Genomic DNA, 16,309 nt, shown 5'->3' with positions numbered 1-16,309 from the left:
CCCCTCAGTCCCATTCCAGGCCGCCGCGGCGCCACACGTAGGCGTAGGCGACGAAGACGGTGAGCACGAAGAGCAACATCTCGACGAGCCCGAAGATCCCCAGGGAGTCGAAGGTGACCGCCCAGGGGTAGAGGAAGACGATCTCGATGTCGAAGACGATGAAGAGCATCGCCGTCAGGTAGTACTTGATGGGGAAGCGACCGCCACCGGCCGGCACCGGAGTGGGCTCGATGCCGCACTCGTACGCTTCAAGTTTTGCCCGGTTGTACCTCTTTGGGCCGATCAGCGTGGCCATGACCACGGAGAAGATCGCAAACCCTGCGCCGAGGGCGCCGAGCACGAGGATGGGCGCGTACGCATTCACGCTCCTCGCTCCTTCCAGTCGTCCTTGACCGTTGGACCGCTGTGCCGGCGCCGAGTGACCCGCCTCCCGCGAAGATCACCCGAGTGGAAGGGGATCGCATGTGAGGCAGTTCACAAGCCGGACTGGTGCGCATCTTATGCCTGCCGGTCTGTGATCTGCGACACGGGTAACAACACCGAGTTTGTGATCTCCACCACCTGACGAACGATCATGAAGTCCGATGAGTGGTGATCTTCATACGCAAGGCATCCACATGATCACCAAAGGTGACATCCGGCCCCTTCGTTGCAGGTGGAAGGGGGTGCGCACTATCAAACGTTGGCCAGTGCAAGCAAATTGGCACCACTGCCACAGCAGTGATAAGGGGATCCACGCCCCCCGAACGAGGGGTTCGGGAGGAGTCGAGTGGACGTCGGGCCGGCCCGGGTAAAGGGGGATGGGCGGCCGGGTGAAGGGCACGCGGATCGTGTGCATCCGTTCACGAACCGCACGGGAACCTCACAGGCGGGTCACGGAGCGGCCACAGTGCCCGCACAGCGGTAGGTAACTGTGACCTGCGTCACGTGGAATCCGCGCCGCCGAAAGAGGGCTTGGCCAACTGTCCGGCGGAATGGTAGGCGCCGGATCAATTGGGACTTATCGCGGAAACCCCATGATCACAGGCTTGTGAGGGTGTGTCCGTTTCGCCCGTTACCGCGTCAATAACGGCCGCGACGCGTCCGGTTCGCGGCCTTCGCGCACAACTGTGGCGCACACCACGTTTCTTGAAGCGACCGGCCGCCCCCTGATAGCGGTTAGTCCCATGTCCCACACCGCTCACACACCCAGCCACCGGAAGCCCCGCCGCAGCGCCTCCAAGCTCGCGGTCCGCGCCGGCATCGCCGGTGGCGTCCTCAGCACCCTCGCCATGGCCGGCACCGCGAGCGCGTCCCCGTCAGAGCCCGTGGCCGAGACGACGCTCGAAATGCCCGTCCTCGACCTGGACCTGAGCGCCGATGTCGCGACGGCCGTCACCACGGCCGCCGAGAACACCCGCGCCGCCGCCGTCGAAGGCGAGCTGAACGTCCAGGAGGAGCACGCCCGCACGGGCGCCGCCGCCGAGGCGAAGCAGGCGAAGGAAGACGCCCAGCAGAAGGCCGACGCCGAGAAGAAGGCCAAGGAGGAGCAGGCGCGCAAGGCCGAGGCCGACCGCGCCAACCGCAGCTCCGCCCGCTCCTCGCTGGCGAACGCCTCCGCCTCGGACGACGATTCCTTCTCCCCCGGACACAACTCGGGTGGCGACTCCGACGAGGGCGGCAGCACGTCGAGGCCGGCCACCGGCTCCGCCGCGGCCATCGTCGACTTCGCCCGCGCGCAGGTCGGCAAGGCGTACGTCAGTGGCGCCACCGGCTCCTCCGCGTACGACTGCTCCGGTCTCGTCCAGGCCGCGTACCGCCAGGCCGGGATCACCCTCGACCGTGTGTCGCAGGCGCAGTCCACGGCCGGCACCTCGGTGTCGCTGAGCAACCTCCAGCCGGGCGACATCCTGTACTGGGGTGCCAAGGGCAGCGCGTACCACGTCGCCATCTACGTCGGCGGCGGCAAGTTCGTCGGTGCGCAGAACCCCAGCACCGGTGTCGTCGAGCGCAACCTGAGCTACGACATGCCGACGGGCGCCGTCCGCGTCCTCTGAGTCGTCGCGTCTCTTGAGTTGTCGCTGCCTCTTGAGCCGTCGCCGTCTCTGAAGCCTTCCCGGGCGTCCAGAGGTGCCTGGGGCCTTGTGTGGGACCCTCCGGGTCGTCCGAACCGCTCTCGGACGCCCTGAGGAGCCTTCAGGCACCCTCGGACACCCCGCGGCTGACCGCGCGTGCGCGGAAAGGGCCGGTACTCCCCCGCTCGGGGGTGGAGTACCGGCCCTTCCGCATGCCCGCGTCGTTTGGGATGCCCGCGTCGTTTGGGATGCCCGCGCCTCTTCGCCTGTCCGCGACGTTTCGCATGCCGCGTCCTTTTTCGTGCCCGCGTCCCTTTTCGTGCCCGCGTCCCTTTTCGTGCCCGTCCTTTCGCGTGCCCGGGCCCGATCGGGGAACAGAAGCCGCCGCCATCGGGTCGATTTCACGTTCCCCTGGCCGAAATTGCGGGTGCGCCGGCGGACGGCACCCTCGACTCCCGCCGGGTTTCCCGTCCGCTTTTCCGTGCTCGCTTCCCGACGCGGGAATGCGCGATTCCGTGCGGAATACCCGTCACGACGCACACGGCCCCGGCCGCGAAGGCCGGGGTCGTGTCGTGGCGTGGCGGGTCAGGCGAGTGAGGCCGCCAGTTTGAATCGGGCGTCGCGCTGTTTCCTGTAGAGCGCGAGCGTCTCCGCGTTCTCCTCCACGAGCCCTTGCTGGTAGGCGGTCTCGACGGCCGCCCACACGCCCACCAGGTTCACCTCGCGCTTGCAGGCGACGTCCTCGCCGGCGACGGCGACCGCCTTGGGGCCGGCCTTGTCCGCCTCCAGGCCCAGCTTCTCGACGACCTCGTACGGAGTGCCGACACCGTCGTATCCGGCCTCCTCCATGCACGCGGACCAGTCCTTCAGGACGGCGACCACCCGGGAGTCCTTCTGGGAGCGGGTGTGCGCCTCGGAGGCGAGGCCGAAGGAGAAGAGCAGGTCGACGCTGTCCTTGGTGGGCGCGTACAGCTTGCGGTACCCCTCGCGCAGGCAGCCGCCGGCCGGCACCCGCTGCCCGCCGGCCTCGATCCCGCTGTCGGTCCGTTCGGCCTCCTCCTGGGTCCTCGGGTCCGGCCCGGAGGGGGTCGTCTCGCCCTGCCGGGTACCGAACAGCACCGCGGTCGCGCTCTCGGTGAGTTGCGGCGGGGCCGGCTTGGCCGAGTCCCCCGCCCCGGAGGCGTCGGCATAGCCGCGGGCCGCCGCCTGCGCGGGATCGGCGACCCCGAACAGGGCGCCGTGGCGGCCCTGTTCGGCCCCTCCCCCGGTGTCGGCCCGGCTCGCCGGCGGCTCGTAGGCGAATCCGTACCGGGCCATGCACAGGGCGATGAGCCGGTTCTGCACCGCCTCCATCCGCCGGGCTTCGGCGTCCGAGTCCGTGTAGGCGTCCAGGGGGAGGGAGAGGGCGGAGCCGGCGGGGTTCGCGGCGACGGGGCCGAGCGCGGGTTCGCGGGCGCCCTTGCCCTTCGCCCCGTCGTCGCCCGCGCAACCGCCCACCAGGACGGCCGTGGCCGTCAGGAGGGCGGCGGCGAGGGTCCGGCGGCGCCGGGCGTGGTGCATCAGCGGTTCCTCCGGGGGTGCGAGCGGCTCAGTACCAGCGAAGGGAGCTGATCGAGTTCTTGAAGTTGCTGGACGCGTCGCCGGTGTGACCGGCGGGGACGGAGCCCTGGATCCCGCCGTAGTTGCTGTTGGTGTAGACGTGGCGGCCCTTGATGTCCAGGCTCTTGTACGAGTACGTGTTGTCGTTCACGCCCTTGCCGAGGCCGCCGCAGCCCGAGGGGCCGTGGAACGTGTCGTTGTTCAGGTTGTCGTCGTCGTTGTTGCTGTCGAAGACGCACCCTCTCTGGCCGGAGTCCCAGTACAGCCCGAACTCGAACTGCTCCAGGTACCCGTCGTGCACCCACGCGGAAGCGGGTGAGGCCGTCGACACGAGCAGGGCGCCGGCGACGGCCACCGGGGCGAGCGCGAGACGCAGGACGCGCTTGTTCTTGTTCATTTGCACATTCCTCACTGTGGGAACAACAAAATGATCTCGACGCCAACAGCGCGACGCCCAGCGGGATTCAAGTGCAGAGCGGTTCCGGGCACAAGCCGATATCCCAGCCAACGGACTGTCAAAAAGCGTTCATCAAACGGAACTTGTGTGTCCGCAGGCCCCTCTCTATGATCGCGAATTGCGTTCGCACGTCATATCGCTCTGCGGCGCCCTCATCCACGTCCGCACCCCGAGGGAAGCGCCCATATGCGCAAGTACGTGCCCGTCACCGTCCTCGCCCTGGCTCTCGTGCTCGGTGCGTGCTCCGGCGGGAAGGAACCCTCCGCGAGCGACAGCCCGCCGCCCAGCCGGGAGGAGGTCGCCTACTACGACTGCCTCAAGGAACACGGCGTGCCGATCGTCCTCCTCGACTCGGGTACACCCCGGGTGGACAAGGACAAGCCGCACGACAACCTCGCCGCCGCCGAGAAGGCCTGCGAGAGCAAGGCCCCGAAGCAGACGCCCGTCACGAAGGTCGACCCCGAGGTGCTGGCCGCCGCCCGCGAGGAGGCCAGGTGCCTGCGGGCCGAGGGCGTCTCCTGGTACCCGGACCCGGACCCGGCGACGGGTACGTACGACCCTCGGGCCGTGACCCCTGAGCAGACGGCCGAACTGCGGACGAAGCACGCCGAGGCGACCCGCAAGTGCCGCCCCGACAAGGGCTCCGGCGGCAACGGCGTGCTCGGCGGGTGAACGAACCGGGGGACGTCGCGGTGGAACCGGGCGGGGACGGGGTGGAACCGGGCGGGGATGTGGTGGAACCGGGCGACGGGGACGCGCGGGACCCGGGCGGGGACGGGTCGGCCGGCACGGCCGACGCCGCGCAGGACGCACCTGACTCCGGGGCGCTCGGCTCCGGGGCGCTCGGCTCCGGGGCGCTCGGTCGGGGGCGCCGGGTGGTCCTCGGCGTCGTCGCCGGAGCCGCGCTCGTGGCGGTCGGTGGGCTGTTGGCCACCGTGCTGGTGAAATCGCCCGCGCAGGTCGCGGCGGAGACCGGGCCGCCCGCGCAGGGGTTGTTGACCGCCGAGGTCGAGCAGCGGGTGCTCGCGCGGACCGTGGTGACGCGCGGGACGGTCGTGGCCGACCAGAGCGTCGACGTGGCCCCCCAGCCGCGCGCCGGCGAGGGCGCGGCAGCGGCCGTCGTCACGAAGCTGCCGCTCAAGGCCGGGGACGCGGTCGCCGCCGGGCAACTGTTGGCGGAGGTCTCCGGGCGTCCGGTGTTCGCCCTGAAGGGGACCCTGCCCGTCTACCGCGACCTCAGGCCGGGTTCCACCGGCGACGACGTCGCCCAGCTCCAGCAGGCGCTGCGCGCGCTCGGACACGGGACCGGCGCCGACGCGAAGGGCGTGTTCGGAGCCGGTACGAAGGCCGCGCTCACCGCCCGCTACCGGGCCATCGGGTACGACCCGCTGCCCGCCGTGGCGGACGGCGGCGAGGCGGTCAAGGCCGCGCGGCAGGCCGTACGGACGGCGCAGTGGGCCGTCGAGGACGCCTCGGCCGACGCCGGGACCGGGGCCGGTGCCGGGAACGGGGCCGGGGCCGGGAACGGGGCCGGGGCCGGGGGACGTTCCGGCACGCCGGCCACCGGCAGCCCCTCGGCCGGCCCCGCCTCCGGCGCCGGTGACGGCGAGACGACCGGTGTCGGTAGGACGGCCGGCAAGAGCGGCGGCGGCGAGGGTGACTCCGGTCGGGCCCTCGCGCGCGCCCGGCAGGCCCTCGCCGACGCCCGCGCCGAGCTGGCATCGGTCGAGGCCGCCGACGGGCCGATGCTCCCCGCCTCCGAGACCGTGATCCTCGGCTCCTTCCCCGCCCGGGTCAGCGGGATCGCCGGCCGGGTGGGCGGCCCCGTCTCCGGGCCGGTGCTCACCCTGTCCGCCGGTGAACTCGTCGTCGAGACGTACCTGAAGGACGACAAGAAGCAGCTCCTGCGCGCCGGCATGAGCGTGGTGATCGCCTCCGAGGCCACGGGGCTCGATGCCCGGGGCAAGGTCGCGCTGGTCGCCGGCGAACGCTCGACCGGCCGGCCGGCGGGCGGGCAGCAGCCCGGGCAGGGCGGCCAGGGCGACGCCGCGGGCAAGGGCGGCGATCTCGGCTTCCGCATGGTCGTCCGCGCGGACCGACCGCTGCCCCCCGCTCTCGCCGGTCAGGACGTACGACTGACCATCGAGTCCGCCTCGACCGACGGGCAGGCCCTCGTGGTTCCCGTCACCGCGGTCTCCGCCACCGCGGACGGGGGCACGGTCGTCACCGCCGTGGGCGGCGACGGCACGCCGCGGCGCATCGAGGTCCGGGTGGGCACCAGCGGCGACGGCTACGTGGCGGTGACCCCGGTGCGGGCCGGCGCGCTCACCGCCGGCGCCAAGGTCGTCATCGGGGCCGCCCCCAAGGACGGCGGGAACGGGCAGGACGGCGGGAACGGGCAGGGCGGTCGGGACGGCCAAGGCGGTCGGGACCCGAAGGGCACCGGGTCGCCGCGAAGGCCGGCCGAGTGAGGTTCCTCCCGCGCGCCCGCCGACGGTCCGGCGGCGCCTCCGACGATCCCGTCCCGGGCACCCCCGACGTCGCCGACCGCCCCGACGCCCCCGTCATCGAGTTCCGCGCGGTGGCCCTCACCTACCCGGGGCCGCCGCCCGTCGAGGCGCTCAAGTCCTGCGACCTGACGGTGCGGCGCGGCGAGTTCGTCACCATCGTCGGCCCCTCCGGCTCGGGGAAGTCCACCTTCCTCAACGTGGCGGGACTCCTGGACTCCCCCACCTCCGGCCGCTACCTCCTCGACGGGATCGACACCGGGCGGCTGCCCGACCACGCCCGCACCGCCCTGCGCGGCCGCCGCATCGGGTTCGTGTTCCAGTCCTTCCACCTGCTGCCCCACCGCAGCGCCCTGGAGAACGTCTCCCTCGCCATGCTCTACACCTCCGTCCCGCGCGCGCAGCGCCTCACCCGGGCCCGCGCCGCACTCGACCAGGTCGGCCTGGGCCACCGGGCGGCGGCCGTCCCCGGTCGGCTCTCCGGCGGCGAGCGCCAGCGCGTGGCCATCGCCCGGGCACTCGTCGGGCGGCCCTCGCTGCTGCTGTGCGACGAACCCACCGGCAACCTCGACTCCGCCAACGCCGCCTCCGTACTGGCGCTGCTGGACGAGCTGCACGCGGCGGGGATGACCGTCATGGTGATCACGCACGACGCCGAGGTCGCGGCACGCGGCCGGCGGACCGTCACCGTCCGCGACGGCCGGCTGCGCGAGCGGGTGAGCCCGTGACCAGGCGCGACGGCACGAACACACACGACGGTGCGGCCACGGGACACGGCGCGGACACGCACGACGGCGCGAACACGCACCACGGCACAGGCACAGGCACGCACAACGGCGCGGAGATCGGTGACCGTGCGCGCATCGAGCCGACCGGGCTGGCCGCCCGGGACGCCCTGTCCGAAGCGCTCGCCGGCATGCTGCGCCGCCCCGGGCGGGCCGTCCTCACCGCGTTGGGAACCGTGCTCGGCGTCGGCAGTTTCGTGGCCGTCCTCGGCCTGACCGCCACCATCTCCTCGCAGATCGACGGCCGGTTCAACGTGCTCACCGCCACCGAGGTGACCATCGAGGACGTCGCCCCCGAGGTGAACGAGTTCGCCGGCTCCGGTTTCCCCGCCGACGCGGAGGAGCGGCTGCGCGACGTCGCGGGCATCCGCAACGCCGGAACGCTGTGGACCGTACGGCTCGATCCGGGCACGACGATCGGCGTCCTGCCCGCCGCCGCCGGCGGCACCACCACCACGGGCACCACCACCGGCACCGCGGTCGTCGCCGCCTCCCCGGGGGCCGTCGCCGCCCTGGTGCCCACCCTCCGGGAGGGCCGGCTCTACGACGAGTTCGCCGAGCGGAGCCGGCAGCGTGTCGTGCTCATCGGCAGCGGGGTCGCCGAACGCCTCGGCATCACCACCCTGACGACCCGCCCCGCGCTCTACATCGGCGAGGAGCCGTTCACCGTGGCGGGCGTCATCGCCGACGTGGAACGCAAGCCGGAGAACCTGCTCTCCGTCCTCGTGCCCCGGGCCACCGCCCGGGAGTTGTGGGGGCCGCCCGAGCCCGGCGGCGCCACCATGCTCCTCGACACCGAGCTGGGCGCCGCCCGGCAGGCCGCGGAGCTCGCCCCGCTCGCGCTGCGGCCCGACCACCCCGAGTACCTGAAGGCCGTACCGCCCCCGGACCCCCGGCTGCTGCGGTCCGGCGTGACCTCCGACCTGAGCGCCCTGTTCCTGCTGCTCGCCGGGATCTGTCTGGTCATCGGCGCGGTCGGCATCGCCAACACCACGCTCGTCGCGGTGCTGGAGCGGACGTCGGAGATCGGGCTGCGCCGTGCGCTGGGCGCCCGGGGGCGGCACATAGCGGCCCAGTTCCTCACCGAGTCCGCGACCCTGGGCACGCTCGGCGGGCTGGTCGGCACGTCGTTGGGCGAACTGACGGTGGTCGCCGTCTCGCTGGCCCGCGACTGGACTCCGGTGATCCATCCCGCCACCGTCGCGGCCGCCCCGCTCACCGGGCTCCTCACCGGCTTGTCGGCCGGGCTCTACCCGGCCTGGCGGGCGGCCCGTATCGAACCGGCCGAGGCCCTGCGAAGATAGTCGGGGCGCTCGCCCGACCGTCAACGACCCTGGAGGTGGTGGTCCCGTGCTCACCCGACGGCCCGCCGAGAACGCCGAGGTCGCCGACCGCGGCACCGGGGACCCCACCGCGTTGCCCGCCGCCGCGGGTCTGGCCCTGCTCGCGGTCGGTGGCTGGTTGCTGACCACCGCCCGCCCCTGGGCGAAGCCGGGGCACCCCGTCACGCTCGGGCTCGGTTGGACGGCCTCGGTCGCCCTGCTGGTGTGCGGGGTGGTGCTGTTGGCCCGCTGCGTGCGGACCGTGCACAGCGCTCCGTACGAGGACGGGTGCGCGGACGGCCACCCCGACCGGACCACCCCGGCCCGGAGCGGAGGCTCCCCCGCCGGACCGGCCCGCTCGGCGCACGCCCCCGCCCGCCCGCCCGCGGACTGACCCGAGGGTCACCTGCTCGCCTCGCTCGTTCCCACCCGGTTCTCGACCGCCAGGCTGAACCACACCGTCTTGTGCGGCCCGTTCCCCTGGATCACGTCCCAGCCTTCGGCGTACTCGGCGATCAGCCGCAGCCCTCGCCCGCTCTGGCCGGTGGTCGACATCTCGGGGAGTTCCGCGGGCAGCGGGTTGCCGGCCTCGTCATCCATGACGCACACGAACACTCGGGCCTCGGTATTCGGCTCGCCGCCGTCGGGGAAGAGGTCTTCGCGAGCCGGATCGACACCGACGGCGATCACCTCGACTGGCGCCAGGACCAAAGCCTGATCAGCTGCTCACCGGTCCCCGTCCCCTTCTCTCCTACGGCCTGCTCCGGCAGATCGACACCGGGGGGACGCTGCTCGTCACCCTGTCCGGCTGGGGCGTCGCGCACGGGCTCGTTCGCCTCACGGTCGAGGCGAACGGAGTCGCGGAAGGCCGCTTCCTGCCCGGATACACCTCATTCATGATCGCTCGCCCCCATGACCGGCCGCCGCACGGACCGTTCGAGCTACTGCCCGGGGAAGAGCGGCCGAGCCGGATCGACCCCGCCCTGCTCGACGACTGGACCGGTCGATTCGTCGGACAGCTCGCCGCACCCTCGGCCGAGCGCCTCGGCATGGGGAACGAACAGATCCTGCTCGACGTGGCCACTGGTTCGCAGGCCCGAACGCGACCGGCGGCCGACGGGAAGGGCTGGACCGTCGTCCGGCGCGGTCCGCTCGACCTGTGGAGCACCATCGAGGACGCGCTCATGCAGTGGCGGAGCCACGGCTCGCCACACCTGTCCGCCTTCGGAATGACGATCACGTCAGACGCACAGAAGGTCTGGCTCGACCTGCCGCACGGGCCAAGCTGGACGCTCCCCATCTGACGCCGTGGACAACGCCCCGCTCGCGCGCCGCCTGCGGTTCAGCGGCTGTCCCGCCAACTCGGCTGAATGATCGGGCCTTCGGGGCCACCTTGGTTCCACCGAGGTGGAGATCGACCAGGAGATTCCCTACCGGCGGTATTACGTTTCAGGTATGAGCAGCCATGGAGCCCACCACCAGGCCGCCGGGCGGGCAGGCAGGAGATCCGTGTCGCCGGCGCAATCGTTGATCGAGGAAGTCGAGGAGCGCACCGGCAAGAGCGGCTCCCCCTTCGTCGTGGCCGAAGCCCTGGAGGAGCGGCTCGCCGCACAGAGGCTCCGTGAGGTAGTGGCTGCCGACCGCATGGCGTTCGGCCTCGTCTCCGCGGAAGCGCGGCGGCAGGCGGAACTGGAGTGGTGAGTAGGCACCTCAAGATCACTCCACGGGCCGGGCCGCTCGACTAGCCGACGAGCGGCCCGGCCCGTCGCGATCAGGCCTTCGGCGCCACCTTCGAGAGGCCGTTGATGACGCGGTCCATCGCGTCGCCGCCCGTGGGGTCGGTCAGGTTGGCCAGCATCTTGAGCGTGAAGCGCATCAGCACCGGGTGGGTCAGACCGCGCTGTGCGGCGATCTTCATGACCTTCGGGTTGCCGATCAGCTTCACGAAGGCGCGGCCCAGCGTGTAGTAGCCGCCGTACGTCTCCTTGAGGACCTTCGGGTAGTTGTGCAGGGCCAGTTCGCGCTGGGCCGGGGTGGCGCGGGCGTGTGCCTGGACGATGACCTCGGCGGCGATCTGGCCGGACTCCATCGCGTAGGCGATGCCCTCGCCGTTGAACGGGTTGACGAGACCGCCGGCGTCGCCGACGAGCAGCAGGCCCTTGGTGTAGTGGGGTTGGCGGTTGAAGGCCATCGGCAGGGCCGCGCCGCGGATCGGCTGCGTCATGTTCTCGGGGGTGTAGCCCCAGTCCTCCGGCATGGACGCGCACCAGGCCTTGAGGACCTCGCGCCAGTCCAGCTCCTTGAACGCGGAGGAGGAGTTGAGGATGCCCAGGCCGACGTTGGACGTGCCGTCGCCCATGCCGAAGATCCAGCCGTAGCCGGGCAGCAGCCGGTCCTGCGCGCCGCGCCGGTCCCACAGCTCCAGCCAGGACTCCAGGTAGTCGTCGTCGTGACGGGGCGAGGTGAAGTACGTACGGACGGCGACGCCCATCGGGCGGTCCTCGCGGCGGTGCAGGCCCATCGCGAGGGAGATCCGCGAGGAGTTTCCGTCGGCCGCGACGACCAGCGGGGCGCTGAAGGTGACGGGGGTCTTCTCCTCGCCGAGCTTCGCCTGCACGCCGGTGATGTGGCCGGTGCGCGGGTCGCGGACGGGTTCGCCGACGTTGCAGCGCTCGTAGAGGCGGGCGCCCGCCTTCTGGGCCTGGCGGGCCAGGGTCTCGTCGAAGTCGTCGCGCTTGCGGACGAGTCCGTAGTCCGGGAAGGAGGCGAGTTCCGGCCAGTCCAACTGGAGCCGCTGCCCGCCGCCGATGATCCGCAGGCCCTTGTTGCGGAGCCAGCCGGCCTCCTCGGAGACGTCGATGCCCATGGCGACCAGTTGCTTGGTGGCGCGCGGGGTCAGGCCGTCGCCGCAGACCTTCTCGCGGGGGAAGGAGGTCTTCTCCAGGAGCAGGACGTCCAATCCGGCCTTGGCGAGGTAGTACGCGGTGGTCGAGCCGGCGGGCCCGGCCCCGACGACGATCACGTCCGCGGAGTGTTCGGAGAGGGGCTCGGTCACTGCGGGGTCTCCCGAAGGCTCGATAAAGGGTGCCCAACGGCACCGGACACGTGCAGTCTATGCAGCGAGAGAGATCACGATCCGAAGGGTGCCTCCGATGACCACCTCGCCCGCCCGGCCGCTTCCCACCGTGCAGTTGCGCGTGCCCATCGACGAGGACGCCCGTGCCTGGCACCAGGTCTTCGCCGACACGGAGGTGATGGAGTTCCTCGGTGGCCCCGCCGAGCTGTCCATGTACGAGGAGTTCACCGCCCGCCAGCGGTTGCACGACGCCCGGCTCGGCTACTGCCTGTGGACCCTGCTGGACGAGGAGGGCGCCGTGATCGGTTTCACCGGTGCGCAGCCGTGGCCCGCCGAGAAGGAGTGGGGGCCGGTCGGGGAGATCGAGATCGGCTGGCGGCTGGGGCGCTCCGCCTGGGGCCGTGGGTACGCGTACGCGTCCGCGCTGGCCACGCTGGAGCGGGTACGGGCGGCCGGCGTGCCGCGCGTGGTGGCGATGATCGACGCCCGGAACGTGCGTTCGGTGGCGGTCGCGGAGCGGCTCGGGATGGACCTGGACGAGGAGTCCACGATGCCGGACGGGAACCCGGCCCGCCGCTACGCGCTGTCGCTGTAGACGCCGGCCCGGATCCGCCGGTCAGAAGACCGACAGGCCGGTCAGCGTCGTGAAGCGGTCGAGGGCCGCCACACCCGCGACCGAGTTCCCCTGGGCGTCGAGCCCCGGGCTCCACACCGCGATCGAGCACCGGCCGGGGACGACGGCGACGATCCCGCCGCCCACCCCGCTCTTGCCGGGCAGGCCGACGCGGTAGGCGAACTCGCCTGCCGCGTCGTAGGTGCCGCAGGTCAGCATCACCGCGTTGATCTGCTTGGCCTCGCTGCGCGTCAGCAGGCGCGTGCCGTCGGCGCGCAGCCCGTGCCGGGCCAGTACGCGTCCGGCGCGGGCCAGGTCGGCGCAGGTCATCTCGATGGAGCACTGCCAGAAGTAGTGCTCCAGCAGGGCAGGTACGGGGTTGTCGATGTTGCCGTAGGAGGCCATGAAGTGGGCGACGGCCGCGTTGCGGTCGCCGTGCGCCTGCTCGGAGGCGGCCACTTCGGCGTCGAACCCTATGGCCGGGTTCTCGCTCTCGTCCCGCAGGAACTGCAGGAGTTCGCTGCTCGCGTCGCCCGTCAGGGTCTGGAGCCGGTCGGTGACGACGAGGGCGCCCGCGTTGATGAACGGGTTGCGGGGGATGCCGTTCTCGTACTCCAGCTGTACGAGCGAGTTGAACGGGTTGCCGGAGGGTTCCCGGCCGACCCGTTCCCACAGGCTGTCGCCGCCCTCCGCGAGGGCCAGGGCGAGCGCGAAGACCTTGGTGATGGACTGGGTGGAGAAGGGGACCTGCCAGTCCCCCACCCCGTACGCGTTGCCTTCGAGGTCGACGACGGCCATCCCGAACTGTGCCGGGTCCACGGACGCCAGCGCCGGGATGTACTCGGCCGGGGTGCCGCGGCCGATCACCGGCGCGATGTCGGCCGCGATCCGCTCCAGCAGTCCCTGGTAGTCGAAGCGCACGGTCTCGGAGGGTTCCGGGCCGAGGAACGCGGGGCCGGAGGGCGCGGCGCCCGGGGGCGCGTCGTCGACGGGCGCGGCGGGCATCGCGTCCTACGCCTTGACGCCGCGGTGCAGGGCCACGATGCCGCCGCTGAGGTTGCGCCACGCGACCTTGGACCAGCCGGCCTTCTGCAGGAGCGCGGCGAGTTCCGGCTGGTCGGGCCAGGCGCGGATGGACTCGGCGAGGTACACGTACGCGTCGGGGTTGGGTGACATGGCGCGGGCCACCGGCGGGAGGGCGCGCATCAGGTACTCGGTGTAGACCGTCCGGAACGGCGCCCAGGTGGGCTGCGAGAACTCGCAGATGACGACCTGGCCGCCGGGCTTCGTGACGCGGTACAGCTCGCGCAGGGCGGTGTCGGTGTCCTGGACGTTGCGCAGCCCGAAGGAGATCGTCACGGTGTCGAAGGTGTCGTCCTTGAACGGCAGCTTCGTCGCGTCGCCGGCGGTCAGCGGCAGCCAGGAGTGCCGCTTCTTGCCCTCCTGGAGCATGCCGAGCGAGAAGTCGCAGGGGACGACGTACGCGCCGGTCGCGGCGAAGGGCAGCGAGGAGGTCGCGGTTCCGGCGGCCAGGTCGAGGATCGTGTGTCCGGGGCGGGCGCCGACGGCCTTGGCGACCTCCTTGCGCCACAGGCGGGCCTGACCGAGGGAGAGCACGTCGTTGACGAGGTCGTAGTTCGCCGCCAGCCCGTCGAACATGGAGGCGACTTCGTGCGGCTGCTTGTCCAGGGAAGCGCTGGTCACTGGCGTGGGCCCCTCGGGTGCGATGCGGTGCGATGCGGGTCTGGCTGCCATTCTCGCAGGCGGACCCGGCGCCACCCGCCGGGGGCACAACTGACCCGAAGGACAGTTACGCGTGATGGCCGGATCGGCTTTGACTGGTGCGCGTGTGACTCGAAACGGGTCGGACAAAAGCCATGTTCGTCGACGAAGCGCATGAAATGCCCGCTCGTGGACGACGTGGACCACGCGAACAGAAAGCTCCTGCATGCCGGAAGGCCATCCGACCAGACGTTCCCGCGGTGACGTGCGCGCCCTGCGCCGAGCCGCCGAACGGCGGCGACGACTGCACCGTACCCTCATCGGCTCCGCGGCAATCGCCGTCGCCTGTGTGACCGCCTACACCCTGCGCCCGCAGGACGGGACCGCCGCGGTCGCGGACGACCGATCGGCCGCGTCCGCCCCCACCCGGGAGGCCGAAGCGGGCGGACCCACGCCCGACGGCGGCTCCGAGCCGGCCCCGGACGGCGGGCGGACCAAGCCGCCGGCCTCCTCCCCGGCGGCCTCGCCGAAGCCCGAGGCCAAGGGCACGCCGAAGGGCTCGCCCCCGGCGAAGCCGTCCCCGTCCGTTCCGGCCACCGGGCCCGGGGTCTTCGCCGCGTCCACCGCCTCCGGCTCGCCGCAGGGCAAGGGGCGCGCGCTGCGCTGGCGGGCCGAGGTCGAGCAGGGCAGCGGAGTCGACCCGGAGGCCGCGGCCAGGTCCGTCGAGGCGATCCTCGGGGACCCGCGCGGCTGGACCCGTGATCCCGCGTACGGGTTCCGGCTCGTCGGCCCCGGCCAACCGGTGGACTTCACCGTGAAGATCGCCACCCCCACCACCACCGACCGGCTGTGCGAGGTCGTCACGCCCGAGCTGATCGGCGAGACCAACTGTCGCGCCGGTCACACCGTCGTGGTGAACCTCAAGCGCTGGCAGGAGGGGTCGCCCCAGTTCGACGGCCCCGTCGAGGAGTACCGGGCACTGATCGTCAACCACGAGGTGGGCCACGAACTCGGCCGCGAGCACGAGACCTGCCCGGGCCCCGGCAAGCAGGCGCCCGCGATGATGCAACAGATCAAGGGCCTGCTCGGCTGCAAGGCCAACGCCTGGCCGTTCGACGCCGCCGGAACCTACCTGGCCGGCCCGAACGTCCCTTAGACAGGGGGCCGAGCGCGTCGGCCGGGGGGCAAGGGGTGGAAACCGTGCGCAGCGTCAGCTTCAGCGTCCCGTCGTGGTTCCCCTCCCACGCCCCGCAGGCGCCGCCGCGGGTCCACCTCACCGACCAGGAGTCGGCGGTGTTCCTGTGGCTGGCCACCGGCGCCTCGAACGCGGAGCTGGCCGCGACGCTGCAACTGTCCGTCAGCACCGTCAAGTTCCACGTGCTGAACATCCGGAACAAGCTCGGCGGGGTGAGTCGCCTCCAGGTCTGCCTGCTGGCCGCCCTCGCCCGCGAGGGCGGCCGGCTCGACGACGACGTGCCCGACGACACCGTGTCCGGGGACGTCAGCGACGGCGGTGCAGCAGCCGTCCCCCGATGACCGTGGCCACACAGCTCGTCGCGCCCAGGGTGAGCAGTTCCGCCGGGTCGGCCGCCGCGAACACCGCGAATCGGGCCGGGGCGTCGGGCTCCAGGGCTCCGTGGAAGGCCTGTTCGGCCGCGTCCCGCCCGGCGAACGGGTCCAGGGAGGCTTCCCGCTCCGCCCCCCGCGACCCTTGGGAGCGCGCCGCCGGCGGCAGGACCGCCAGACCCGACCGCACCACCGCGGTCCGCACCGACGGGATCGTGAACCGGCCGGTCACCGCCACCACCCCGCGCGCCAGGAGTCTCTGCGTCCCGCGCCGGGCGCTGTTGCCCCACCGGGACTCGGTCATCGTGAGAGCGGCCAGGGCCTGCCCGCCGATCGGGTCGGCACCGAGTTCGGGGACCTCGTACGGATCGTCCGGGTAGTACGTGCGCTCCAGCAACTCGTCCGCGCCGCGCACCAGCAGCCCCGGGGTCAACACCCCGGGCCAGCGCCGGACCCGGGCGTGCGGATGCGCCGCGGCGAGCTCCTCGTACGGGCCCACCCCGGCGATCCGGTCGCCCTCGACGAGCACCGCGCCGCCGGGGAGCGGGGTCGAACCCGGTCCGGCGACGAGGAGGTCGGCGGTGTGCAGCGTCAGCATGGGTTCGGCG

General features: G+C 72.2%; 19 protein-coding genes. 11 read left to right on the top strand and 8 right to left on the bottom strand.

The window, feature by feature from the left end:
- Positions 1-4: 4 nt before the first annotated feature.
- On the bottom strand, positions 5-364 hold the full coding sequence (locus ADK55_RS15085) for an NADH-quinone oxidoreductase subunit A (RefSeq protein WP_053678945.1): 360 nt from the start codon (positions 362-364) through the stop codon (positions 5-7).
- A gap of 802 nt (positions 365-1,166) precedes the next feature.
- Between ADK55_RS15085 and ADK55_RS15080 the strand changes: the two genes are divergently transcribed.
- Positions 1,167-2,036 (top strand): C40 family peptidase, encoded by an 870-nt coding sequence (locus tag ADK55_RS15080; RefSeq protein WP_053678943.1) that lies wholly within the window; start codon positions 1,167-1,169, stop codon positions 2,034-2,036.
- A 603-nt stretch (positions 2,037-2,639) separates the two neighbouring features.
- Here ADK55_RS15080 and ADK55_RS15075 read toward each other — a convergent pair.
- A complete protein-coding gene (locus ADK55_RS15075; RefSeq protein WP_053678941.1) occupies positions 2,640-3,614 on the bottom strand; it encodes a hypothetical protein in 975 nt (324 codons plus the stop codon).
- Between the two features lie 28 nt (positions 3,615-3,642).
- On the bottom strand, positions 3,643-4,050 hold the full coding sequence (locus tag ADK55_RS15070) for a hypothetical protein (protein WP_053678939.1): 408 nt from the start codon (positions 4,048-4,050) through the stop codon (positions 3,643-3,645).
- A 246-nt stretch (positions 4,051-4,296) separates the two neighbouring features.
- Between ADK55_RS15070 and ADK55_RS15065 the strand changes: the two genes are divergently transcribed.
- The 5 genes from ADK55_RS15065 (at position 4,297) to ADK55_RS15045 (ending at position 9,118) form a co-directional block, all read left to right on the top strand.
- Positions 4,297-4,782 (top strand): hypothetical protein, encoded by a 486-nt coding sequence (locus ADK55_RS15065; RefSeq protein WP_053678937.1) that lies wholly within the window; start codon positions 4,297-4,299, stop codon positions 4,780-4,782.
- Positions 4,779-6,581 carry a peptidoglycan-binding protein gene (locus tag ADK55_RS15060; protein ID WP_063839541.1) on the top strand — a complete coding sequence of 601 codons (1,803 nt, stop codon included), beginning with the start codon at positions 4,779-4,781 and terminating at the stop codon, positions 6,579-6,581. Before ADK55_RS15065 ends, ADK55_RS15060 begins: the two co-directional genes overlap by 4 nt.
- Entirely contained in the window at positions 6,578-7,345 is a 768-nt protein-coding gene (locus ADK55_RS15055) for an ABC transporter ATP-binding protein (RefSeq protein ID WP_078998935.1), read from the top strand. Before ADK55_RS15060 ends, ADK55_RS15055 begins: the two co-directional genes overlap by 4 nt.
- A 116-nt stretch (positions 7,346-7,461) precedes the next feature.
- A complete protein-coding gene (locus tag ADK55_RS15050) occupies positions 7,462-8,706 on the top strand; it encodes an ABC transporter permease (RefSeq protein ID WP_053679010.1) in 1,245 nt (414 codons plus the stop codon).
- Between the two features lie 46 nt (positions 8,707-8,752).
- Positions 8,753-9,118, top strand: a complete 366-nt coding sequence (locus tag ADK55_RS15045; RefSeq protein WP_053678935.1) for a hypothetical protein — start codon at positions 8,753-8,755, stop codon at positions 9,116-9,118.
- 8 nt (positions 9,119-9,126) lie between these two features.
- On the opposite strand, the gene ADK55_RS38560 is transcribed toward ADK55_RS15045, so the two are convergent.
- On the bottom strand, positions 9,127-9,435 hold the full coding sequence (locus tag ADK55_RS38560) for a hypothetical protein (RefSeq protein ID WP_053678933.1): 309 nt from the start codon (positions 9,433-9,435) through the stop codon (positions 9,127-9,129).
- A gap of 185 nt (positions 9,436-9,620) precedes the next feature.
- Here ADK55_RS38560 and ADK55_RS15035 point away from each other — a divergent pair, with 185 nt between their 5' ends.
- Both ADK55_RS15035 and ADK55_RS38555 read left to right on the top strand, forming a co-directional pair.
- Positions 9,621-10,028: a hypothetical protein gene (locus ADK55_RS15035; protein WP_199826524.1), complete on the top strand. Its 408-nt coding sequence runs from the start codon at positions 9,621-9,623 to the stop codon at positions 10,026-10,028.
- A 151-nt stretch (positions 10,029-10,179) separates the two neighbouring features.
- Positions 10,180-10,425, top strand: a complete 246-nt coding sequence (locus tag ADK55_RS38555; RefSeq protein ID WP_159041398.1) for a hypothetical protein — start codon at positions 10,180-10,182, stop codon at positions 10,423-10,425.
- Positions 10,426-10,495: 70 nt separating this feature from the next.
- On the opposite strand, the gene ADK55_RS15030 is transcribed toward ADK55_RS38555, so the two are convergent.
- Positions 10,496-11,779, bottom strand: a complete 1,284-nt coding sequence (locus tag ADK55_RS15030; protein WP_053678931.1) for a geranylgeranyl reductase family protein — start codon at positions 11,777-11,779, stop codon at positions 10,496-10,498.
- 97 nt (positions 11,780-11,876) lie between these two features.
- On the opposite strand from ADK55_RS15030, the gene ADK55_RS15025 reads away from it, so the two are divergent.
- Complete coding sequence (locus ADK55_RS15025; protein ID WP_053678929.1) at positions 11,877-12,395, top strand: GNAT family N-acetyltransferase; 519 nt, start codon at positions 11,877-11,879, stop codon at positions 12,393-12,395.
- A 21-nt stretch (positions 12,396-12,416) separates the two neighbouring features.
- Here ADK55_RS15025 and ADK55_RS15020 read toward each other — a convergent pair whose 3' ends face one another.
- Both ADK55_RS15020 and ADK55_RS15015 read right to left on the bottom strand, forming a co-directional pair.
- On the bottom strand, positions 12,417-13,418 hold the full coding sequence (locus tag ADK55_RS15020; protein ID WP_078998933.1) for a glutaminase: 1,002 nt from the start codon (positions 13,416-13,418) through the stop codon (positions 12,417-12,419).
- 6 nt (positions 13,419-13,424) lie between these two features.
- Positions 13,425-14,117 carry a demethylmenaquinone methyltransferase gene (locus ADK55_RS15015; protein WP_053678928.1) on the bottom strand — a complete coding sequence of 231 codons (693 nt, stop codon included), beginning with the start codon at positions 14,115-14,117 and terminating at the stop codon, positions 13,425-13,427.
- A 244-nt stretch (positions 14,118-14,361) separates the two neighbouring features.
- Between ADK55_RS15015 and ADK55_RS15010 the strand changes: the two genes are divergently transcribed.
- Both ADK55_RS15010 and ADK55_RS15005 read left to right on the top strand, forming a co-directional pair.
- Positions 14,362-15,291, top strand: a complete 930-nt coding sequence (locus tag ADK55_RS15010; RefSeq protein ID WP_199826523.1) for a DUF3152 domain-containing protein — start codon at positions 14,362-14,364, stop codon at positions 15,289-15,291.
- Positions 15,292-15,335: 44 nt separating this feature from the next.
- Complete coding sequence (locus ADK55_RS15005; protein ID WP_053678925.1) at positions 15,336-15,671, top strand: helix-turn-helix domain-containing protein; 336 nt, start codon at positions 15,336-15,338, stop codon at positions 15,669-15,671.
- On the opposite strand, the gene ADK55_RS15000 is transcribed toward ADK55_RS15005, so the two are convergent.
- Complete coding sequence (locus ADK55_RS15000; RefSeq protein WP_053678923.1) at positions 15,637-16,299, bottom strand: imidazolonepropionase-like domain-containing protein; 663 nt, start codon at positions 16,297-16,299, stop codon at positions 15,637-15,639. The genes ADK55_RS15005 and ADK55_RS15000 overlap by 35 nt on opposite strands.
- Positions 16,300-16,309 lie beyond the last annotated feature (10 nt).

The organism is Streptomyces sp. WM4235 (assembly GCF_001279725.1).
Classification (GTDB): Bacteria; Actinomycetota; Actinomycetes; order Streptomycetales; family Streptomycetaceae; genus Streptomyces.
The sequence above is the reverse complement of the archived record's forward strand: the minus strand, read 5'-3'. Positions and strand labels throughout refer to the sequence as shown.

Excerpts from the sequence above, each read along its gene's own strand:
- ADK55_RS15025 (WP_053678929.1), top strand. The coding sequence starts at position 11,877 with ATGACCACCTCGCCCGCCCGGCCGCTTCCCACCGTGCAGTTGCGCGTG.
- ADK55_RS15020 (WP_078998933.1), bottom strand. The coding sequence starts at position 13,418 with ATGCCCGCCGCGCCCGTCGACGACGCGCCCCCGGGCGCCGCGCCCTCC.
- ADK55_RS15000 (WP_053678923.1), bottom strand. The coding sequence starts at position 16,299 with ATGCTGACGCTGCACACCGCCGACCTCCTCGTCGCCGGACCGGGTTCG.
- ADK55_RS15065 (WP_053678937.1), top strand. The coding sequence starts at position 4,297 with ATGCGCAAGTACGTGCCCGTCACCGTCCTCGCCCTGGCTCTCGTGCTC.
- ADK55_RS15080 (WP_053678943.1), top strand. The coding sequence starts at position 1,167 with ATGTCCCACACCGCTCACACACCCAGCCACCGGAAGCCCCGCCGCAGC.
- ADK55_RS15075 (WP_053678941.1), bottom strand. The coding sequence starts at position 3,614 with ATGCACCACGCCCGGCGCCGCCGGACCCTCGCCGCCGCCCTCCTGACG.
- ADK55_RS15035 (WP_199826524.1), top strand. The coding sequence starts at position 9,621 with ATGATCGCTCGCCCCCATGACCGGCCGCCGCACGGACCGTTCGAGCTA.
- ADK55_RS15070 (WP_053678939.1), bottom strand. The coding sequence starts at position 4,050 with ATGAACAAGAACAAGCGCGTCCTGCGTCTCGCGCTCGCCCCGGTGGCC.
- ADK55_RS38555 (WP_159041398.1), top strand. The coding sequence starts at position 10,180 with ATGAGCAGCCATGGAGCCCACCACCAGGCCGCCGGGCGGGCAGGCAGG.
- ADK55_RS15010 (WP_199826523.1), top strand. The coding sequence starts at position 14,362 with ATGCCGGAAGGCCATCCGACCAGACGTTCCCGCGGTGACGTGCGCGCC.